General features: G+C 72.4%; 16 protein-coding genes. 9 read left to right on the top strand and 7 right to left on the bottom strand.

Annotation, left to right across the window (positions count from 1 at the left end; all coding sequences use genetic code 11):
• The first annotated feature begins 36 nt into the window (after window positions 1–36).
• The 6 genes from H4W31_RS20585 to H4W31_RS20560 all read left to right on the top strand — a co-directional run bounded on the left by H4W31_RS20585 (window position 37) and on the right by H4W31_RS20560 (window position 6,841).
• A complete protein-coding gene (locus tag H4W31_RS20585) occupies window positions 37–1,119 on the top strand; it encodes an ABC transporter substrate-binding protein (RefSeq protein ID WP_192768154.1) in 1,083 nt (360 codons plus the stop codon).
• 81 nt (window positions 1,120–1,200) lie between these two features.
• Window positions 1,201–2,292, top strand: coding sequence for an Ldh family oxidoreductase (locus H4W31_RS20580; RefSeq protein WP_192768153.1), 1,092 nt, complete (start codon window positions 1,201–1,203; stop codon window positions 2,290–2,292).
• The gene (locus H4W31_RS20575; RefSeq protein WP_192768152.1) at window positions 2,289–3,593 is read left to right on the top strand and encodes an iron-containing alcohol dehydrogenase; all 1,305 of its coding nucleotides are present in this window, start codon (window positions 2,289–2,291) and stop codon (window positions 3,591–3,593) included. Before H4W31_RS20580 ends, H4W31_RS20575 begins: the two co-directional genes overlap by 4 nt.
• Window positions 3,594–3,601: 8 nt before the next feature.
• Window positions 3,602–5,047 carry an NAD-dependent succinate-semialdehyde dehydrogenase gene (locus tag H4W31_RS20570; RefSeq protein WP_192768151.1) on the top strand — a complete coding sequence of 482 codons (1,446 nt, stop codon included), beginning with the start codon at window positions 3,602–3,604 and terminating at the stop codon, window positions 5,045–5,047.
• Between the two features lie 52 nt (window positions 5,048–5,099).
• Window positions 5,100–6,281, top strand: coding sequence for an enolase C-terminal domain-like protein (locus tag H4W31_RS20565; RefSeq protein ID WP_192768150.1), 1,182 nt, complete (start codon window positions 5,100–5,102; stop codon window positions 6,279–6,281).
• Between the two features lie 95 nt (window positions 6,282–6,376).
• Window positions 6,377–6,841, top strand: a complete 465-nt coding sequence (locus tag H4W31_RS20560; protein WP_192768149.1) for a PPOX class F420-dependent oxidoreductase — start codon at window positions 6,377–6,379, stop codon at window positions 6,839–6,841.
• 28 nt (window positions 6,842–6,869) lie between these two features.
• Here H4W31_RS20560 and H4W31_RS20555 read toward each other — a convergent pair whose 3' ends face one another.
• On the bottom strand, window positions 6,870–7,838 hold the full coding sequence (locus tag H4W31_RS20555) for an NADP-dependent oxidoreductase (RefSeq protein ID WP_192768148.1): 969 nt from the start codon (window positions 7,836–7,838) through the stop codon (window positions 6,870–6,872).
• Window positions 7,839–7,928: 90 nt separating this feature from the next.
• Between H4W31_RS20555 and H4W31_RS20550 the strand changes: the two genes are divergently transcribed.
• Complete coding sequence (locus tag H4W31_RS20550) at window positions 7,929–8,528, top strand: TetR/AcrR family transcriptional regulator (protein ID WP_192768147.1); 600 nt, start codon at window positions 7,929–7,931, stop codon at window positions 8,526–8,528.
• 30 nt (window positions 8,529–8,558) lie between these two features.
• Here the strand turns inward: H4W31_RS20550 and H4W31_RS43770 are convergent, their stop codons facing one another.
• Window positions 8,559–11,042, bottom strand: coding sequence for an ABC transporter permease (locus H4W31_RS43770; RefSeq protein ID WP_192768146.1), 2,484 nt, complete (start codon window positions 11,040–11,042; stop codon window positions 8,559–8,561).
• A complete protein-coding gene (locus tag H4W31_RS20540) occupies window positions 11,039–11,833 on the bottom strand; it encodes an ABC transporter ATP-binding protein (RefSeq protein WP_318783298.1) in 795 nt (264 codons plus the stop codon). The genes H4W31_RS43770 and H4W31_RS20540 overlap by 4 nt, the downstream gene beginning before the upstream one ends.
• A 127-nt stretch (window positions 11,834–11,960) precedes the next feature.
• On the opposite strand from H4W31_RS20540, the gene H4W31_RS20535 reads away from it, so the two are divergent.
• Both H4W31_RS20535 and H4W31_RS20530 read left to right on the top strand, forming a co-directional pair.
• Window positions 11,961–13,229 carry a sensor histidine kinase gene (locus H4W31_RS20535; protein WP_192768144.1) on the top strand — a complete coding sequence of 423 codons (1,269 nt, stop codon included), beginning with the start codon at window positions 11,961–11,963 and terminating at the stop codon, window positions 13,227–13,229.
• Window positions 13,217–13,855 (top strand): response regulator, encoded by a 639-nt coding sequence (locus H4W31_RS20530; protein ID WP_192768143.1) that lies wholly within the window; start codon window positions 13,217–13,219, stop codon window positions 13,853–13,855. The genes H4W31_RS20535 and H4W31_RS20530 overlap by 13 nt, the downstream gene beginning before the upstream one ends.
• Before the next feature lie 19 nt (window positions 13,856–13,874).
• Here the strand turns inward: H4W31_RS20530 and H4W31_RS20525 are convergent, their stop codons facing one another.
• The 4 genes from H4W31_RS20525 to H4W31_RS20510 all read right to left on the bottom strand — a co-directional run bounded on the left by H4W31_RS20525 (window position 13,875) and on the right by H4W31_RS20510 (window position 18,314).
• Window positions 13,875–14,252, bottom strand: coding sequence for a VOC family protein (locus H4W31_RS20525; protein WP_192768142.1), 378 nt, complete (start codon window positions 14,250–14,252; stop codon window positions 13,875–13,877).
• Between the two features lie 101 nt (window positions 14,253–14,353).
• Window positions 14,354–15,484: an ABC transporter ATP-binding protein gene (locus H4W31_RS20520; RefSeq protein ID WP_192768141.1), complete on the bottom strand. Its 1,131-nt coding sequence runs from the start codon at window positions 15,482–15,484 to the stop codon at window positions 14,354–14,356.
• A complete protein-coding gene (locus tag H4W31_RS20515) occupies window positions 15,481–17,271 on the bottom strand; it encodes an ABC transporter permease (RefSeq protein ID WP_192768140.1) in 1,791 nt (596 codons plus the stop codon). Before H4W31_RS20515 ends, H4W31_RS20520 begins: the two co-directional genes overlap by 4 nt.
• Window positions 17,268–18,314 carry an ABC transporter substrate-binding protein gene (locus tag H4W31_RS20510; RefSeq protein ID WP_192768139.1) on the bottom strand — a complete coding sequence of 349 codons (1,047 nt, stop codon included), beginning with the start codon at window positions 18,312–18,314 and terminating at the stop codon, window positions 17,268–17,270. Before H4W31_RS20510 ends, H4W31_RS20515 begins: the two co-directional genes overlap by 4 nt.
• Window positions 18,315–18,450: the final 136 nt, after the last annotated feature.

Below are 18,450 nucleotides of genomic sequence, written 5' to 3'. Positions count from 1 at the left end.
CAGAACCGCCTCGGCTTTTCGAGAAGGAGACCGAATATGACCGTGCTGGATCATTCCGGCACGCCGGCGGCTCGGCGGCGTGGGTACGCGTTCCGGGCGGGCGCCGCCCTCTGCCTGAGCGCGGTGCTGGCGTTGACCGCCTGCGGCGGCTCCGAGGCGGGCGGCGAGACCGAGGGACTTCAGAAGGTCACCTTCCTGACCAACGTGCCGACCGCCGGGCTGACCTGGGCGGCCGAACTGGTCGCCCAGACCTGCGGCCACTTCGCCAAGGAGGGGCTGGACGTCGAGTTCCAGTACATCAACGGTGCTCCCGCCGGGGTCCAGGCGGTCATGGCCGGCACCGGCCTGCTGGTCCGTCCCGGTGACACCGACACCATGCAGTCGATCATCACCGGCGCGCCGATCGTGAACGTCGGCGCCGTACAGAAGGGCGGTTCGACGCTGCGCGTCGTGTCGCACCGCGAGCGTCCGCTGGACACGGCGGCCTCGATGAACGGCAAGACCATGGGCGTGGGTTCGACCGGCGGCTCCACGAAGGTGACCCTCGATCTGGTGCTCGCCTCCGCCGGGCTGAAGCCCGAAGCGCTGAAGCGCCAGGTCGTCGGGCTGACCCCGGCGGTGTTCAACCTGGTCGAGAGCCGCAAGCTGGACGGCTACGTCGTCTCCCTGGACACGGCGTTCACCCTGCAGGGACAGCGGCCGGACGCGGTGGTGTTCGACCCGTCGACGGTGACCTCGGCCGGCTCGAACAACTACGTCACCTCGGCCGCCAACGCCAAGGATCCGGCCAAGGCCGACCAGATCCGCCGGTTCATGCGGGGCGTCGCCGCCTCGATGAAGGCGATCATCGCGGACAAGGCCAACGGGTACGCCGAGACCAAGAAGTGCATCTCCTCGGAGTACGACGTGGCCAGCCTCAAGGATCAGAAGGTGACCCAGCAGGCGATGGACGTCTACGTCGACTCCTGGCAGGCCGGCGGCGCCGACAAGCTGCTCCAGACCGATCCCGCCGCCTGGCAGAAGACGTACGACGAGTTGGTCAGGTCCGGGCTCATCGAGGCCGGCAAGGACCCGAGCCAGTGGTTCAGCAACGAGTTCGCCCCGACCGGCGCCTCCTGAGCCCTGCCGACGCGTCGGCGGGTGAACCGCCCGCCGGCGCCGGGGCAGGTCTGCGAACCACGAACGATTCGGAGCAACGTCATGGCTCTCGTCGAGGTCACCCGGCTCCGCCGGATGGTCCGCGAAATCCTCCACGCGCACGACGTGCCCGACCGGGCCGCGCGACTCCAGTCCGACCTGCTGATCGCCGCCGAACTGCGCGGACATCCGTCGCACGGGGTGTTCCGGCTGCGCCGGATCGTCGAGCGGCTCCGGACCGGCGTCGCCGATCCGTTGGCGACCGGCCGGCACGACTGGAACGGCACCGCGCTGCTGCGGGTGGACGGGGAGCAGGGTCTCGGACCGGTGGTGGCGATGTCCGCGCTGGACGCGGTCCGGGAACGGGCCCGGAGCACCGGGGTGGCGGCGGCGGTGATCCGGCACAACAACCACCTCGGCATGCTGAGCTGGTACGTCGAGCAGGTCGCCCTGGCCGGTCAGGTCGCGATCGCCACCTGCACCAGTGAGGCGCTGGTGCATCCGTGGGGCGGCCGGCGGGCGATGATCGGAACGAACCCGATCGCGATCGGGGTACCGGCCCAGCCGCATCCACTGGTCCTCGACATGGCCACCGGGCTGGTGTCGATGGGCAAGATCCACGACTACGCGAACCGGGGCCTGCCGCTGCCGCCGGGCTGGGCACTGGACGCGGCGGGCGAACCGACCACCGACGCCCGGGCCGCGACCGCCGGCTCGATCGCACCGTTCGGCGAGGCCAAGGGGTACGCGCTGGCGCTCACCCTGGAGGTGCTGGTCGCGACGCTCACCGCCTCGGCGACCGGTACGGCGGTACGCGGCACCCTCGACTCCGACCAGCCCAGTTCCAAGGGCGACCTGTTCATCGTCTTCGACCGGCCACCCTCGACCGTGGTGGAGTCGATCGGGGCGTATCTACAGGCGGTCCGGGACACCGAGCCGACCGGTGACGCCCCGGTGCAGGTCCCGGGCGACCGGTCCCGGCTGCGCAGCGGGCTCGCTGCGCAGCGGGGCATCGAGGTCGCCGACGAGGTGTGGCGGCACCTGGAGACCCTGCACGACTCCGCGCGGACGTACCCCGCCGTCCAGGAGAGCGCGGCAACACCGGCGGACAGCCACGGAACCATCCCGGAAAGAGCGGAGAGCGAGCGCCGATGAGCGAAAAGAACGGCCAGAGGAGCGCAGCCGGACCGTACGGGCTGCTCCGGGGGGCACGACAGATCGTCTTCGGGCCGGGTCAGCGGCACGGGCTGGGTCGGATCGTCGCCTCGCTCGGCGGCAACGCCCTGGTCTGCACCGACGGCCGGATGGCGGAGCAGCCGGAGTTCCGGGAGATGGTCGCCGACCTGCGGGCGTCGGGCGTGCGCGTCGAGGTCTTCGCCGCGGTCGCGGCGGAGCTGCCCACCGGCACGATCGTGGACTGCGTCAACGGGCTGGCCGGAAAGACCGTCGACGTGGTGGTCGGGATCGGCGGCGGCAGCTGCATCGACCACGCCAAGGTCGTCTCGCTGCTGTTGGTGCACGGTGGACATCCCCGGGACTACTACGGCGAGTTCAAGGTTCCCGGGCCGGCCCTGCCGGTGGTGGCCGTACCGACGACGGCGGGCACCGGATCCGAGGTCACCCCGGTAGCCGTACTCGCCGATCCGGATCGGGAGATGAAAGTCGGGATCTCCAGCCCGTACCTGATCCCGCACACCGCGCTGGTGGATCCCGAGCTGACGTACAGCTGTCCCCGACCGTTGACCGCGCACGCCGCCGCGGACGCGCTGACGCACTGCGTCGAGGCGTTCACCGCCGTCCGGCGGGAGCCCACTCCGCTGCTCGGCACCGAGCGGGTATTCGTCGGCAAGTCGCTGCTGACCGACAGCTACGCGCTGGCCGGGATGGAGCTGATCGGTCGGAGCCTGGTCGCCGCCGACCGGGACGGGACCGACCGGACCGCCCGGCACGAGTTGCACCTCGCCGCGCTCTACGGCGGGCTGGCGCTCGGCACCGCCGGCACCGCCGCCGCGCACGCCCTGCAGTATCCGATCGGCGCGGCGACGCACACCCCGCACGGCGCCGGGGTGGGTGCGCTGCTGCCGTACGTGATGGCCTACAACCTGCCGGCCCGGGTCTCGGAGTTCGCCGAGGTCGCGGCGGCACTTGGCGTACCGGCCGGGCCGGATCCGGCCGGGCCGGATACGGGCGAGTTCGACCGGGCCCGTGCCGCCGTGCACCGGGTGGCGGAGTTGCTCGGCGCCGTTGGGATCCCGCGCGACCTGGCCGAACTGGGGCTCGGCGCGGACCGGCTCGACTGGGCCGCCGAGCAGGGCATGACGGCGGCCCGGCTGGTCGACAACAATCCCCGGCCGCTGGACGCCACGCAGCTGCGCCGGATCGTCGGGGCGGCCTTCGCCGGAGACCTGACCGGGCTGCTGCCCGGCACACCCCAGCCAGCGACCGGAGACAGGTGAACCAACCGATGATCGACCCGACCACACTTCGTACCGACCTGTTCGTCGACGGCGGGTGGCGGCCCGCGAGCGGCGGCCGGCGCCTCGACGTGGTGGACCCGTCGACCGGCCAGCCGTTCGCCTCGGTGGCGGACGCGGATCCGCAGGACGCCCTGGCGGCGGTCGCGGCCGCCGCCTCCGCCCGGCCGGGCTGGTCCGCACGGGCGCCCCGGGAGCGGGCCGAGATCCTTCGGCGCTGCTACGAGCTGATGATCGAACGCGAGGACGAACTTGCCGCGCTGATCTCGCTGGAGAACGGCAAGGCGCTGCCGGACGCGCACGGCGAGGTCCGGTACGCCGCCGAGTTCTTCCGCTGGTACGCCGAGGAGGCGGTACGGGTCATCGGTGACGTCAGCGTCGCGCCCAGCGGGGCGAACCGGATCCTGGTCCAGTACCAGCCGATCGGGGTGGCGGTGCTGGTGACACCGTGGAACTTCCCGGCGGCGATGGCGACCCGCAAGATCGCCCCGGCGCTGGCGGCCGGCTGTGCGGTGGTACTCAAGCCGGCGGCGGAGACCCCGCTCACCGCGTACGCGGTCGCGGAGATCCTGCACGAGGCGGGCGTACCGGCCGGGGTGGTCAACGTCGTCACCACCGGCGATCCCGGACCGGTGGTCTCGGCGATGCTGCACGATCCCCGGGTCCGGGCGCTCTCCTTCACCGGCTCCACCCCGGTGGGCCGGCTGCTGCTGCGCGAGGCGGCGGACCAGGTGCTGAAGTGCTCGATGGAGCTGGGCGGCAACGCCCCGTTCATCGTCTTCGACGACGCGGACCTCGACGACGCCCTGGACGGCGTGATGATCGCCAAGATGCGCAACGGCGGCCAGGCCTGTACGGCGGCGAACCGGATCTACGTCCAGGACGGCCTGCGGGAGAAGTTCGTCGCCGGGCTCGCCGCCCGGATGGCCGCGCTTCCGGTCGGCCCCGGCACCGCGCCGGAGACGCTCTGCGGTCCCCTGATCGACCAGCGCAGCGTCGACAAGGTCGACCGGTTGGTGACCGAGGCGGTCGCCGGAGGTGCCCGGGTGGTGCTCGGCGGCAGACCGCTCGACGGTCCCGGGTACTTCTACCCGCCGACCGTGCTCGACGGGGTCGCCGCGCAGGCCCGGCTCGCCCGCGAGGAGGTCTTCGGGCCGGTCGCCGGGGTGATCCCGTTCACCACCGACGACGAGGTGGTGGCCGCCGCCAACGACACCGAACACGGGCTCGCGGCGTACGTCTACACCCGGGACCTGGCGCGCGGCCTGGCGATCGCGGACCGGCTGGAGAGCGGGATGGTGGCGATCAACCGTGGCCTGGTCTCCGATCCGGCGGCGCCGTTCGGCGGCGTGAAGCAGAGCGGGCTGGGCCGCGAGGGTGCCCGGGACGGCCTGCTGGAATACACCGAGGCCAAGTACGTGGCGCTGAGCTGGTGAGCGGGGAGAAACGGTCGAGGTGTTCGACCGACGCGCGAGGCGAGGAGTGGTGATGGGCGACGACCTGCGGATCCGTCGGGTGGTCACGCGTGAGGTGCCGTGGACGATGCCCGACCTCGGGCGCGACGCGCTCGGCTTCAACCCGGTCTACGCCAAGGGCGCCCAGGCCCGGAACATGGGCTACGTCGTCACGATCGAGACCGACGGCGGGGTCACCGGCGAGTACGCCTGGTCGCAGGGGGGCAGGGGCGTCTCCACCACCCAGATCGCGATGGTGGGCCGGTACCTGATCGGCAAGAACGCGCTGGACCGGGAACTGATCTGGAACGACCTGAAGCGGGCGCTGCGCAAGCACGACCGGTTCGGGATCAGCCCGATCGACATCGCGCTGTGGGACCTCGCCGGCAAGAGCCTCGGCGCACCGGTCCACGCGCTGCTCGGCACGTACCGCCGGAAGCTGCCGGCGTACGCCTCGACGTACTTCGGCGACTCGGGCGGTGGGCTGGACAGTCCGCAGGCGTTCGCGGACTTCGCCGTGCGCTGCCGGGAACTGGGCTATCCGGCGTTCAAGATCCACGGCTGGACCGACGGGAACATCGCCCGCGAGGTGGCGACCGTGCTCGCCACCCGCGCGGCGGTCGGCCCGGAGATGGACCTGATGCTGGACCCGGCCTGTCACTACCCGACCTTCGCGGCGGCGCTGAAGGTCGGCCGGGCCTGCGACGAGGCGAACTACCTCTGGTACGAGGACCCGTACTCCGACGGTGGCGTCTCCGCCTTCGCGCACCGGAAGCTGCGGCAGTTGATCCGTACGCCGCTGCTGCTCGGCGAGCACGTCCGGGGCCTGGAGGCGCACGTCGACCAGATCGTTGCCGAGGGCACCGACTTCGTCCGGGCCGACCCGGACTACGACGGCGGGATCACCGGGGTCATGAAGATCGCGCACGCCGCCGAGGGCTTCGGGCTGGACTGCGAGATCCACGCCTCCGGTCCGGCCCACCGGCACGCCATGGCGGCGATCCGGAACACCAACTACTACGAACTGGGCCTGGTGGCGCCCGGGCTCGACCCGAAGAGCCGGCACTACCGGGTGTACGCCGACGGGTACACCGACGATCTCGAATCGATCGACCCGCAGGGGTGCGTGACCGTACCGGACGGGCCCGGTCTCGGGGTGACCCTGGACTGGGACTGGATTCGGGGCAGGGAGACCGGGGTAGCCGTCTACGAGTGAGCGGCCCGGTGACCGGAGGAACTCCGGCCGGCCGGCAGGCGGACCCAGACCCGCCTCCGGCCGGCCGGTCCGGTGGTACCTGGTAGAAACGACGGATGCCCCGCAGCATCGCGACGAACACCCGCGTGGAACGGCCGGACCTGGTCGAGTTCCTCCGCCCGCGACACCGTGCCCTCCTGATCACCACCCGGCCCGACGGTCGACCCCAGTCCTCGCCGGTCGCCTGTGGTGTGGACGCCTCCGGCCGGATCGTCGTCTCGACCTATCCGGAGCGGGCGAAGGCGGTCAACATCCGCCGCGATCCCCGGGTCTCGGTCTGTGTCCTCTCCGACGACTGGAACGGACCGTGGGTGCAGGTCGACGGCACCGCCGAGGTGCTCGACCTGCCGGAGGCGCTGGAGCCGCTGGTGGAGTACTTCCGCTGCATCTCCGGCGAGCACCCGGACTGGGACGAGTACCGCGAGGCCATGCGCCAGCAGGGCAAGTCGCTGATCCGGGTCACCATCGACAGTTGGGGTCCGCTCGCCACCGGCGGCTTCCCGGCCCGGCTCGCCGACTGACCCGGGGCATCGCCGACGAGGGGCCGCCTCACATCGTGACGACCAGCTTGCCGGTGGTGTGCCGGCGGACGAAGTCGACGCATGCCTGAACGCCCTCGTCGAGCCGGTAACGGCGGCCGATCGTCGCCGGCAGTCCACCGCTGATCGCCAGCTCTCCGACCTCACGCATCCCGCCGAGGCTGCCGTCCATGTCCAGGACGAAGTGCAGACGTACGTCGTCCCGGCCGAGCCACTCCTGCTGCGGTACCGGGTAGGTGATCGTGAAAAGACGTCCGCCTGGGCGGATCGCACGGGCGACCGCGCCGAGTTGGTCGCTCGGCAGTGTCAGGTTGACCGCGACGTCGACTTCGGCGGGATAGCCGGAGGCCGGATATCCGATGATGTCGTCGGCGCCGAGAGTTCGCAGGATGTCGGCGTCGGCGTCGGTCGCTGTGGCGATCACCCGTGCCTTCGCGGCGGCGAGCAGTGGCACCACGGCGGTGCCGACGCCCCCGGTCGCGCCGACGACCAGGACGGTTTCCCCGGGCCGCACCCTGGCGGTGGCCATCAGCGCTCGTGCGGTGAGGCCGACGGTGGGCAGGGCCGCCGCCTGTTCGATGTCGAGGCCGGCGGGCCGGTGCGCCAGGAACGGGGTGTCGGCCTCGAAGACCGCGTATTCGGCCAGCGAGCCGGTGCTCAGCGAAGGCCTGGTCGCGCCGGCCATCGCCCGCAGTGCCCGGGGCACGGCCTGACCGAAGATCTCGTCGCCCGGCTGATAGTCCGCCACGCCGGCACCGACCTCGCTGACCGTGCCGACGAAATCGTTGCCGGGTACGTGCGGGAACGCCAGCGGCACGGTGTCGCGGAAGTCGCCGCTGGGCAGCCGGACGTCGGCCGGGTTGATGGACGCGGCGGCGATCCGGACCTGGATCTGTCCCGGGCCGGGCCGGGGCGTCGGCAGCTCGGCCACCGTGTACTCCTCGGGTGGTCCGTAGTGGGTCGCGACAACTGCCTTCATGCCATTCCTCCAGAAACGGACCGGGCGGTCATGTTCTGCGGCGACGCTAGCAATAAACGGACCGGGCGGTCAACTTGTTAGGATCCCGGTGTGACCTCGACCCGCCCCCTCCGTGCCGACGCCGTCCGCAACCGGCGGCTGCTGCTCGCCGCCGCTGCGGACGAGTTCGCGGAGCGGGGTCTGGACGCCTCGGTCGCCGACATCGCCCGCCGGGCCGGCGTCGGCAAGGGCACCGTGTTCCGCCATTTCGCCACGAAGAACGACCTGATCGCCGCGATCGTCCTCGACCGGATCGACGCACTCAACGCGGTCGGCGCAGAACTCCTCGAGGCGACGGACCCCGGCGCCGCGCTGCTGGAATTCCTCACCGTCGCCGCCCATCAGCGACAGCAACGCGACCTGTCGTTCCTGCACGAGTCCGGCGAGTTGCCCACGGAGGTCACCAGGGCCCGCGAGGAGATGTCCCAGACCGTGCACGGGCTGGTCGACCGGGCTCGAAAGCACGGCGCCGTACGGGCCGACGTCACCGGCGCGGACATCATCCTGCTGATGTGCGCCCCGAACTACGTCGCCAGCTACGTACCGGACGCCTCACCCGACCTGTGGCGGCGATACCTCGCCATCATCTTCGACGGTCTACGCCCGGAGGGCGCCCACCCGCTGCCCCATCCCGCGCCGCCGACTCCCTGACGCCCCGACTGCCGGTACTCCCCCGCCCGCTCAGCGGCCTGGCGGCCTGCGCAGGGCCGGCAGCAGCGGTGCGACGCCGGCGCAGAGCGCCACCAGCACACATCCTCCGGCGAGCAGGAGCACCGCCGACCACGGCACCACCACCGGTACGGCGGCAACGACCGGCCGCAGCGCGACGCTGACGATGGTCAGGCTGGCCCCCAGCACCCCGAGCCCGAGCACTACACCGATCCCGCTGGCCAGCGCCGCCTCCCGGGCCACCGTCCGCAGCACCTGCCCGACGGTGGCCCCGACGAGCCGGAGCGCACCGAGTTCCCGCACCCGTCCGGCGGTCGCCATGTAGTGGGTGTTGGCGATCGACAGCGCGGTGTAGACCAGGGCGAGGCCGACGATGGCGAGCAGTGCGAGCCGGCCCAGCCGGTCGAACTCGGCATCCAGTGTGGACAGATAGTCGTCGGTGCCGGCCGACGTTCCGCCGAGCGGGCCCACGGCATCCGTGACGGCCCGCCGGACAGCCGCCGGATCGGCTCCGGCGCGCGGCGCGAGATACACCGCGTCCGGCACCGGCATACCCGAGTGGGCGGTCGCGATCGACCAGGGCAGCAGCATCGCGGGCAGGCCCAGCCGATCGTCGAGAATCGCCACGATCCGCAACCGGACCGGCGCACCGTCGCCGAGCCACACCATCGCCGCGTCGCCGAGCCGCCAGCCGTGCTCACCGGCCATCGAGTCGGACACCGCCACCGTGTCGCCGGTCAGATCGGTGAGCGTCCCGGCCGTCACCGGAAGCCGGAGTGCCTGCCCGGCCCCCGCCCCGTCGAGGTACCAGGCTCCGCGCTGCCGAACCCGGTCGCCCTGCCGGTCGTAACCGAGCGTCTGCTTCACCGGCATCGCGGCGGCCACCCCGGGTACGGCGCGGGCGACGCCGACAACCTGCCCGGAGAGCACGGAGCCGGGCTGCGGCAGCACGACCAGCGGGGCGGCGACGTGATCCCGGACCGACCGGGCCTGGGCCGCCGACAGCGTTTCGGTGCCGGCCAGGGCCGCACCGGCCAGGCCCACCGTGACCAGCACCGGGGCTGCGGTCGCCGCCGTACGGCGGGCTGCCGTCAGGGCGCCCTGCCGGGCGAGGACCCCGACCGGGCCATGGGCGCCGAGGCTGAGCAGCCGGACCAGCGGCGGAACGAGCACCGGGGCCAGCAGGGTGCCACCGAGGATCAGCAGCATCGCCACGACCAGGAGGTAGGCCGCGCCCTCCGAGGTACGCAGCAGCGGCGCCATCGCACCGGCGCCGAGCAGGCAGGCCAGTCCGGCGATCCGACGGGTCCAGCCCGGAACCGGAACGTCCACCGTGGACGTACGCAGCGCCTCGACCGGCCGGATCACGCCGGCCCGCCGGGACGGCAGCCACGCCCCGGCGACCGCCACCAGCAGCCCGGCGCCGAACGCCACCAGCAGCGGCAGCGGACCGGTTCGGACGGTGAACCCGTCCGGCGCCAACCCGACCCGGGCCAGCCAGCCGGCGAGCGGCGGGGCGAGCAGGATCCCGAGTCCACAGCCGGCCAGCCCCGCCGCCATCCCGGTGCCGACCGCCTCGCCGAGCACCAGCCGGCGTACCTGACGACCGGTGGCACCGGCGGCCCGGAGCAGCGCGAACTCCCGCCGCCGCTGGGTCACGGTGAACGCGAAGGTACCGGCCACGACGTACGCCGCGACGAAGCCCGCCAGGCCGGCCATGGAGCCGAGCAGGGAGGCGGTCGCGACCAGCAACCCGGCTTCCGGATCGGGCTCGGCGCCAGCACGGTCGGCACCGGTGAGCACCCGTAGCTGCGGCTGATCGGCCAGCGCCGCCCGGACGTCCCGGGCCAGTGCCTCGGGATCGGTGCCCGGCGTGGCGAACAGGGCCACGGCGGCGATCCGCCCGTACGCCAACTCGGTGGCGACCTCCTCGGTGACGTACAGCGCGGGCGGTGCGGCGGTACGCAGCACCCCGCTGACGGTGAACCGGCGCGGTCCGGCCACGGTGTCGACGGTGATCCGGTCGCCGGGGCGCTGAAGGGCCGGATCGGGAACGACCACCTGATCGGCGGCGACCGGCGGACCACCCGCCACGAAGGCGTACGGGTGCAGGGCCGCCGCCGTCCACGGATGGCCCTCGGTGGCGGCACCCGAACGGGCGACTCCGGCCCGGTCGGTCACCAGCCGTTCGACCCCGGGAAGCCTGCCCAGCCGGTCCGGAACGGTGCCCGGCACCTGGCCGCGTTCACCGGGCGGCAGCAGGGTCTGCCCGCTGGGCCTGCGCCGGTGGTCGGGACCGGTGCCGGCGATCGACGGCCCGGCGACCACCACGTCCGGGCTGCGGTACCACTGCGGCGTACCGCCCTGCTGCTCCAGTGCGGACAGCAGGGCGAGGCCGGCGGCGGCGAACAGCGCGACCCCGAGGGCGAGTGCCACGAACGAGCCGACGAAACTGGGCCAGCGGGCGGCCAGGGTGTACCGAGCGATCCTGATCATCGGGACTCCGCCTCCCCTGCGCGCATCGGTCCGGCCTCGCCGACGCCTCCCGGTCCGGCCTCCAGCGCCGTCATCCGGTCGGCCACCGCCACCGGGGTCGGGTCGACGAGGTCACCGACCACCCGCCCGTCGCGGAGGAAGACCACCCGGTCCGCGTACCCGGCGGCGACCGGGTCGTGGGTGACCAGGACGATCGTCTGACCATGTTCGTCGGCCGCCTTCCGGAGCAGGGCCAGCACCTGCCGGCCGGTGGCCGAGTCGAGCGCCCCGGTCGGCTCGTCGGCGAAGAGCACGTCCGGCCCGGTCACCAGTGCCCTGGCCAGCGCCACCCGCTGCTGCTGCCCGCCGGAGAGCTCGGCCGGTCGGTGCCGTAGCCGGTCGGCGAGCCCGACGGCCGCCAGCGCCGCCGTTACGGCCGCCCGGCCCGGACGCCGGCCGGCCAGCAGCAGCGGCAGCGCCACGTTGAGTTCCGCGTCGAGGAAGGGCAGCAGGTTGAAGGACTGGAAGACGAACCCGAGCCGGTCCCGGCGGAACCGGGTGAGCCGGGTCTCGCTCAGCTCGGCCAGCCGCACCCCACCGATCGACACCTCGCCGGCCGTCGGATGGTCCAGCCCGGCCGCCATCTGCAACAGCGTGGACTTCCCCGATCCGGACGGGCCCATCACGGCGGTGAAGCTGCCGGCCGGGAAGTCGATCGTCACCCCGTCCAGCGCGGTCACCGCCGCCGGGCCGGTGCCGTAGACCTTGCGTACCTGCCGCAGCCGGACCACGGCCGCCTGTTTCTCCGTCACCGGCTCAGGATCGCGTCGGGATCGGCCGGGGTCACTGGTACCGGGGTTACCGGCCGGGGTAGTGCCAGCGTTACCTTCCCGCGGTGCGGCCGGTCGGACCGCGTCGCCGGCCGTACGGTGGACCACCATGGACCCGACTCCAGCCCGTACGCCGGAAACGGCGGCGCGGGCGCTCGCCGGGCATCCGGTCCGGTTCAGCGCCTCGGCGTGGCCGTGGCGGGCGACCGGCTACCTGCTGTCCGGCTGGATTCCAGCGCTGCTCTGGATGACCGGGGTGCTGGTGCTGCTCGCGGTGCCCGCCGTCGGCCTGCTGGCGCTGCTGACCGGCATTCCGCTGGCGGCCGTGGAGCGCTGGCGGGTCCGGCTGGTCGACCCGACCGGGGTCCGGTCGCCGCACACCCGAGAAGTCCGTCCCGGCCTGTGGGGCTGGTTGGGCACCCGGTTCCGCGAGCCGGTGACCTGGCGGGAGTTGGCGTACGCGCTGGTCTTCTCGCTCGGGCTCGCCTGGCTCGACGCGGCGGTCGCGCTGCTGGTCCCGTGTGTGCTGTTCCTGGTCTGCTTTCCCGCCCTCGTCGTCCTGTTTCCCGAGTACCAGCCGGACCCGGTCCTCGGCTTCGCCGCCGCCGAACTACCGGAGGCGTTCGCCGCCACCGCCGTCGGGCTGCTGCTCCTGCCCGTCGTCGGCTACCTCGTCACCGGGTACGCGGTCGGCCGGGTCGCGCTCACCCGGTCGCTGCTGTCGCCGCCGGACCGACGACTCGACGCCGAACTGACCGAACTCACCCGGTCCCGGGCCCGGATCCTGGACGCCATGGACGCGCAGCGGCGCCGGATCGAGCGGGACCTGCACGACGGCGCACAGCAGCGGCTGAGCGGACTCCTGATGACCCTCGGCATGGCCCGGCTGCACCTCGACGGGGTCTCCACTCCGGTCAGCACCCTGGTGGACAAGGCGTACGAGCAGGCCGGCACCGCGCTGTCCGAGCTACGCGAGCTGGTGTACGGCATCCATCCGCAGGTGCTCACCGACCACGGGCTGGCCGCGGCGGTGGCGGAACTCGCCGAGCGCAGCCCGGTCCCGGTCGACGTCGACATCGACCTGCCGGGACGCCCATCCGAGCCGGTCGAGGCGGCCGCCTGGTTCATCGTCGGCGAGGCGCTCACCAACGTCGCCCGGCACAGCGACGCCCGGCACGCCCGGGTCGGGATCCGGGCCGACCGCCGCCGGCTGGTCGTGGAGGTCTCGGACGACGGACGCGGTGGCGCGGACCCGACCGCCGGAACCGGGCTGGTCGGTCTGGCCGACCGGGCCTCGGTGCTGGGCGGCCGGATCACCGTGACCAGCCCGGCCGGCGGCCCTACCGTGTTGCGGGTGGAGTTGCCGTGCGGATCGTGATCGCCGAGGACGCCGCCCTGATCCGTGAGGGCCTCACCCACATCCTCGACCACTTCGGACACCAGGTACGCACCGTGGGTGACGCGCCCGGCCTGCTCGCCGAGGTGGCCCGGGAACTGCCGGACGTCGTGGTCACCGACATCCGGATGCCGCCGAACTTCCGCGACGAGGGACTCCGGGCCGCGCTCGAACTCCGGCGCCGGCATCCCGGACTTCCGGTGCTGGTGCTCTCCCAGTACGTCGAGCACCGCTACGCCGCCGAGCTGGTCGAGGCCGGTCGGGGCGTCGGCTACCTGCTCAAGGACCGGGTCGGCGACGTCGCCGAGTTCGTCGCGGCCCTCGACCGGGTGGCCGGCGGCGGCACGGTCATCGACCCCGAGGTGGTACGCAAGTTGCTGGCCCAGCGCCGGATGCGGGCCCCACTGGAGCGGCTCACCTCCCGGGAGCGGGAGGTGCTGGCCCTGATCGCCGAGGGGGGCTCGAACAACGCCATCGCGCGGCGGCTCGCCGTATCGGACGCCGCCGTCGCCAAGCACGTCAACAACATCCTGGCCAAGCTGGACCTGCCGCCCAGCACCGAGCACCACCGTCGGGTGCTCGCCGTGCTGGCGTACCTGCGCGGCTGACCGCGGAGCGGATGCCCCGTCAGTCCAGGTAGAGGCAGAACGGGTGGCCGGCCGGATCGAGGTGGACGAGGACGTCCTCCTGTGGCTGGTGGTCGGCCCGGGTGGCGCCGCAGGCCACGGCGTGCGCGGCGGCGCTGGCCAGATCGTCGACCCGGATCTCCAGGTGCGCCATCATCTGCTGGTCACCGGGCCCGGCCGGCCAGGCCGGTCGGGTGTACGTCGCCTCGCTCTGGAAGGCCAGCCCCACGCCGCCGGCCGGGTTCCGCATCAGCACCCAGTCCGACTCCTCCTCGGTGATCTCCCAGCCGAGGAGCCGTTGGTAGAAACGGGCGAGCAGGACCGGGTCCGGTGCGCTCAGATTGACCGTCGTCAGGGTCAGCCCCGTGCCGATACCCATGCTGCGATTCCTCCGTCAGTGCTGCGCGAGCCGTCGGTGCTGGGCGGGCCGCCAGCGGGGCGCGGTCCCGGTCCTGGGCGGTCCCCAGTCCTGGGCGATCCTCAGTCCTGGGCGAGCAGATAGGCCCGGTCGGGGTCGATCAGCACGTGGACGTTGGTGCCCTCGTCGAGCGCCTGGCGGGGATCCCGGCCCGGCTCGGTGACGGTGATCGTACCGCTGGTCGTCTCGACGTCGTAGTCGATGGTGGGGCCGTGGAACGTCGACCGCAGCACCACCCCGATCCCGCCGCCCCCGTCGGTGACCGGAGTCAGTTTCATCGTCTCCGGCCGGGTCATCAGGTACGCGCCACCGTTGTCGGCCGGTACGGTCGGATGGGCCGCGGTCTCCAGCCGCTGGCCGAGCGCGTGCACCGTGGCGCGGCCGTCGGCGACGGTCTCCGGCACCACCTCGATGAAGTTCGCCCGGCCGATGAAGTCCGCGACGAAGACGCTCGCCGGCCGCAGGTAGATCTCGCCCGGGGTGGCGACCTGCTCGACCCGCCCCCGGTTCATCACCACGATCCGGTCCGACATGCTCATCGCCTCGTCCTGGTCGTGCGTGACGTAGATGCTGGTGATCCCGAACATCCGCTGGATCCGGCGGATCTCGGCACGCATCGACCCCCGCAGCTTGGCATCCAGATTGGACAGTGGCTCGTCGAAGAGCAGCACCTTCGGCTGCACCACGAGGGCCCGGGCGAGGGCGACCCGCTGCTGTTGGCCACCGGAGAGCTCGTGCGGGCTGCGGTCCTCCAGGCCGACCAGGTTCATGCTGGTCAGCGCCATCCGCATGCTGTTGGCGATCTCGCTGCGGCCGCGCCGCCGCAGCCGCAGGCCGTACGCGATGTTCTCGCCGACGGTGAGGTGCGGAAAGAGCGCGTAGCTCTGGAACACCATCGCCATCGAGCGGCGCTGTGGCGGCACCAGGTCGATGACCCTGCCGTCCAGCCGGATGTGGCCGGCGGTGGCGTCCTCGAAGCCGGCGACCATCCGCAGGGTGGTGGTCTTGCCGCAGCCCGACGGTCCCAGCAGGGTGATGAACTCCCCCGGGGCGACGTCGAGGCTGACCGCGTCGACCGCCGTCACCGTGCCGGTGCGGCTGGCGAAGGTCTTGGTGAGCGCCTCCAGGCGCAGGCTGCCGGCGCCGGCCTCGGCGGCGGGGGCGACGGCCTGGTCGGGTACGACGGTGGTCATCGTTTCGGCCTTTCGGTGTCCCGGGATTTCGGGGTTTGCGGACCGGTGGAGGCGACCCGGTGCAGGTTGGCGCCCGCGCCGACGACGAGGCGGAGAAGCGCGAAGCCGGCCAGCACGATGGCGGTGAGCACCGTGCAGTACGCGAACGCCACCCCGTACCGGCCGGTGCTGGCGGCGCTGAGCACCTGCGAGGTGATGATCTTCGTTTCCGGGGTGACCAGCAGGACGATGGTCGAGATCGACGTCATGCTCCGGGCGAAGCTGTAACTCAGCCCGGTCAGGAACGCCGGCCGGATCAGTGGAAGGGTGACCCGGCGGAAGGTGTACAGCGGACCGGCACCCAGATCCGTCGACGCCTGCTCGATCTGCGGATGGATCTGGGTCAGCGCCGCGACGGCGGTACGCTGGCCGGCCGGCAGACTGCGGATGACGTACGCGACGACGATCGCGGCGGCGCCACCGGCGATGGCACTGCCACCGACCAGGCTCGGGAACACCTCGATCGGGCCGAGATACCGCTCCGGCCGGTACGCCAGGACGAAGCCGATCCCGAGCACCGTGCCGGGTACCGCCACCCCGAGGGTGCCGGCGAAGTCCAGCAGGGCGGCCGACCGGCGCAGATGCCGGACCACCAGCCAGGAGATGACCAGTCCGAAGATCGCCGCGATCGGGGTCGCGACGGCCGCGAAGACGATGGTGTCCAGCACCGCCTCCCGACCGACCCCGGCGAGCACCTCTTCCAGGTAGTCCAGGGTCAGCGTGTTGTCGACCCCGAAGACCCGGGTCACCGAACCCGCCACCACGGTCCCGTAGATGCTGACGATCAGGGCCGCCACCAGCAGCGCGAGGCCGTAGATCGGCCACCGTACCCAGTTGTCGACCAGGTGCACGCTGCCGGACGGCCGCCCCGTGATGGTGGTCCGGACCCTGCGGCCGAGCCAGTAGCGCTGGCCGAAGTAGAGCAGCAGGGACGGGACGAGGAGGATCACGCAGTAGACGGCGGCGCTGGTGACGTCGTACTCCCCGGTCACGGCGAGATAGGCGCGACTGGCCAGCACCGTGTGGTCCCCGCCCACCACCAGCGGGTTGGCCAGGTCGGCGATCGCCTCCACGAACAGCAGCAGGAACGGGCCGACCAGGCCGGGTGCCAGCAGCGGCAGGATGACGGTGCGCAGCGTCCGCCAGCGGCTGGCACCGAGGTTCGTCGCCGCCTCCTCCAGCGCCGGATCCAGCCCGCGCAGCATGCCGAGCAGCCCGAGGTAGGCCACCGGGAACAGCGAGAGCGACAGGACGAACACCAGGCCGTCCAGGCCGTAGATGTCGTACTCCAGGCCGAAGACCCCGTTGCTGATCACGCCCCGGCGGCCGTAGAGCACGACGGTGGCGGTGGCCACCGCGAAGGGCGGGCTGACGATCGGCACCAGCGCGATCACGTGCAGGATCCGCTTGCCCGGTACGGCGAGCCGGGTCTGCACGAAGGCGAACAGGAAGCCCAGCGCCGTGCCGGCCAGCCCGACCAGGACGCCCAGCACCAGTGTGTTGCGCAGGATCATCAGGTCGACCGGGGAGGTGATGAACTCGGCGTAGCGCGGTAGCGCGTCCGGGGCGAAGGCGGCGGTCAGGACCGCGACGAGCGGGATCACGCTGCCGACGACCACCAGCAGTACGCAGGCGAGGAGCAGCAACCGGATGCCGAGGTCGAGCCGGCGTCGGCGGGGCGGCCCCGACACCGCTGCGCCGGCCGCCGGCTCCCCGCCCCTGGAGCGGATCCGGGTCAGGACGCTCATGACTTCGGCGCCTGGGCCACTTCGCCGTCGAACCGCCGGTTCAGGGCGGTCTTCGCGGCGCCGGCCTCGACCGCGTCGTACTCGACGAGCGGGATGGCGCTCAGGTCCACGACCTTGTCCGAGACCTTCGCGTCGGGATTGGTCGGGAACTGGTACGACTTCACGGTCGGACCGATCTCCTGCGCCTCGACGGTCAGCGCCCAGTCGACGAACCTCCGGGCGCTCACCGGGTTCTTCGCCCCGTTCACCAGTGCGACGCCGCCGGTCTCGTAGCCGGTGCCCTCGGCGGGGAACGAGACCGTCAGATCGGGGAAGCCCGCCTCCTTCGCCGCGACGCAGTCGTGCGAGAAGATGATCCCGACCGCCACCTCGCCCCGGGCGGTCATCTGGGCCGGCGCGGCACCGGACTTCGTGTACTGCAACACGTTCGGATGCAGCTTGCGCATGTACTCCAGGGCCCGGTCGGTGCTACCCCCGGCGAGCACCACCTGGGTCCAGAGCGCCGTGTAGGCGGTACCGGAGGTGGACGGGTGGGCGATGCCGATGTCCTTGGCCAGTTTCGGGTCGAGCAGGTCCGCCCAGGAGTCCGGCACCCCGAGGCCCAGCTCGGTCAGGAGTTCCGGATTGCTACAGAAGCCGAGGGCTCCGACGTAGACCCCGGTCCAGATTCCCCCCGGGTCCTTGTACCTGGCCGGAATGGCTCCGGCGTTCGGCGAGACGTACGCGGTCAGCAGGTCCTCGGCGCCAGCGGCGGCGAAGCCGTCGGCCGGGCCGCCGTACCAGACGTCGAACTCGACGCTGCCCCTGCCGGCCTTGAGCCGGGCCAGCGCCTCCCCGCTGGAGAGCCGGACGAAGTCGGCCCTGAGCCCGGTCGTGCCGCTGAACCGCGCGGTGGTCGCCGCGCACCATTCCTCGGTCGCGCCGCAGACGACGTGGACGATTCCGCCGTCCTCGGCGTCCGGGGTGCCGCCGCCGGGTTCCCGGGCGCAGCCGGCGCCGGCCAGTACGACCATGGCCGCCGTCAACGCCACTGTCCGTTCCATGCCTCGTCGCAACTGACCCGTCATGAGGTTCCGACCTCCAAGGTTGGCCGTGTGTTGCGCCTCAGGCTATGGGCGGTCGACGGGGGCGGCGGTAACGTCGGCGTGACCCCTGGTGACACCGCCGTTACCTTGGCTG

Origin of the sequence: Plantactinospora soyae (assembly GCF_014874095.1) — a bacterium.
GTDB classification, from domain to species: domain Bacteria; phylum Actinomycetota; class Actinomycetes; order Mycobacteriales; family Micromonosporaceae; genus Plantactinospora; species Plantactinospora soyae.
The sequence above is the reverse complement of the archived record's forward strand: the minus strand, read 5'-3'. Positions and strand labels throughout refer to the sequence as shown.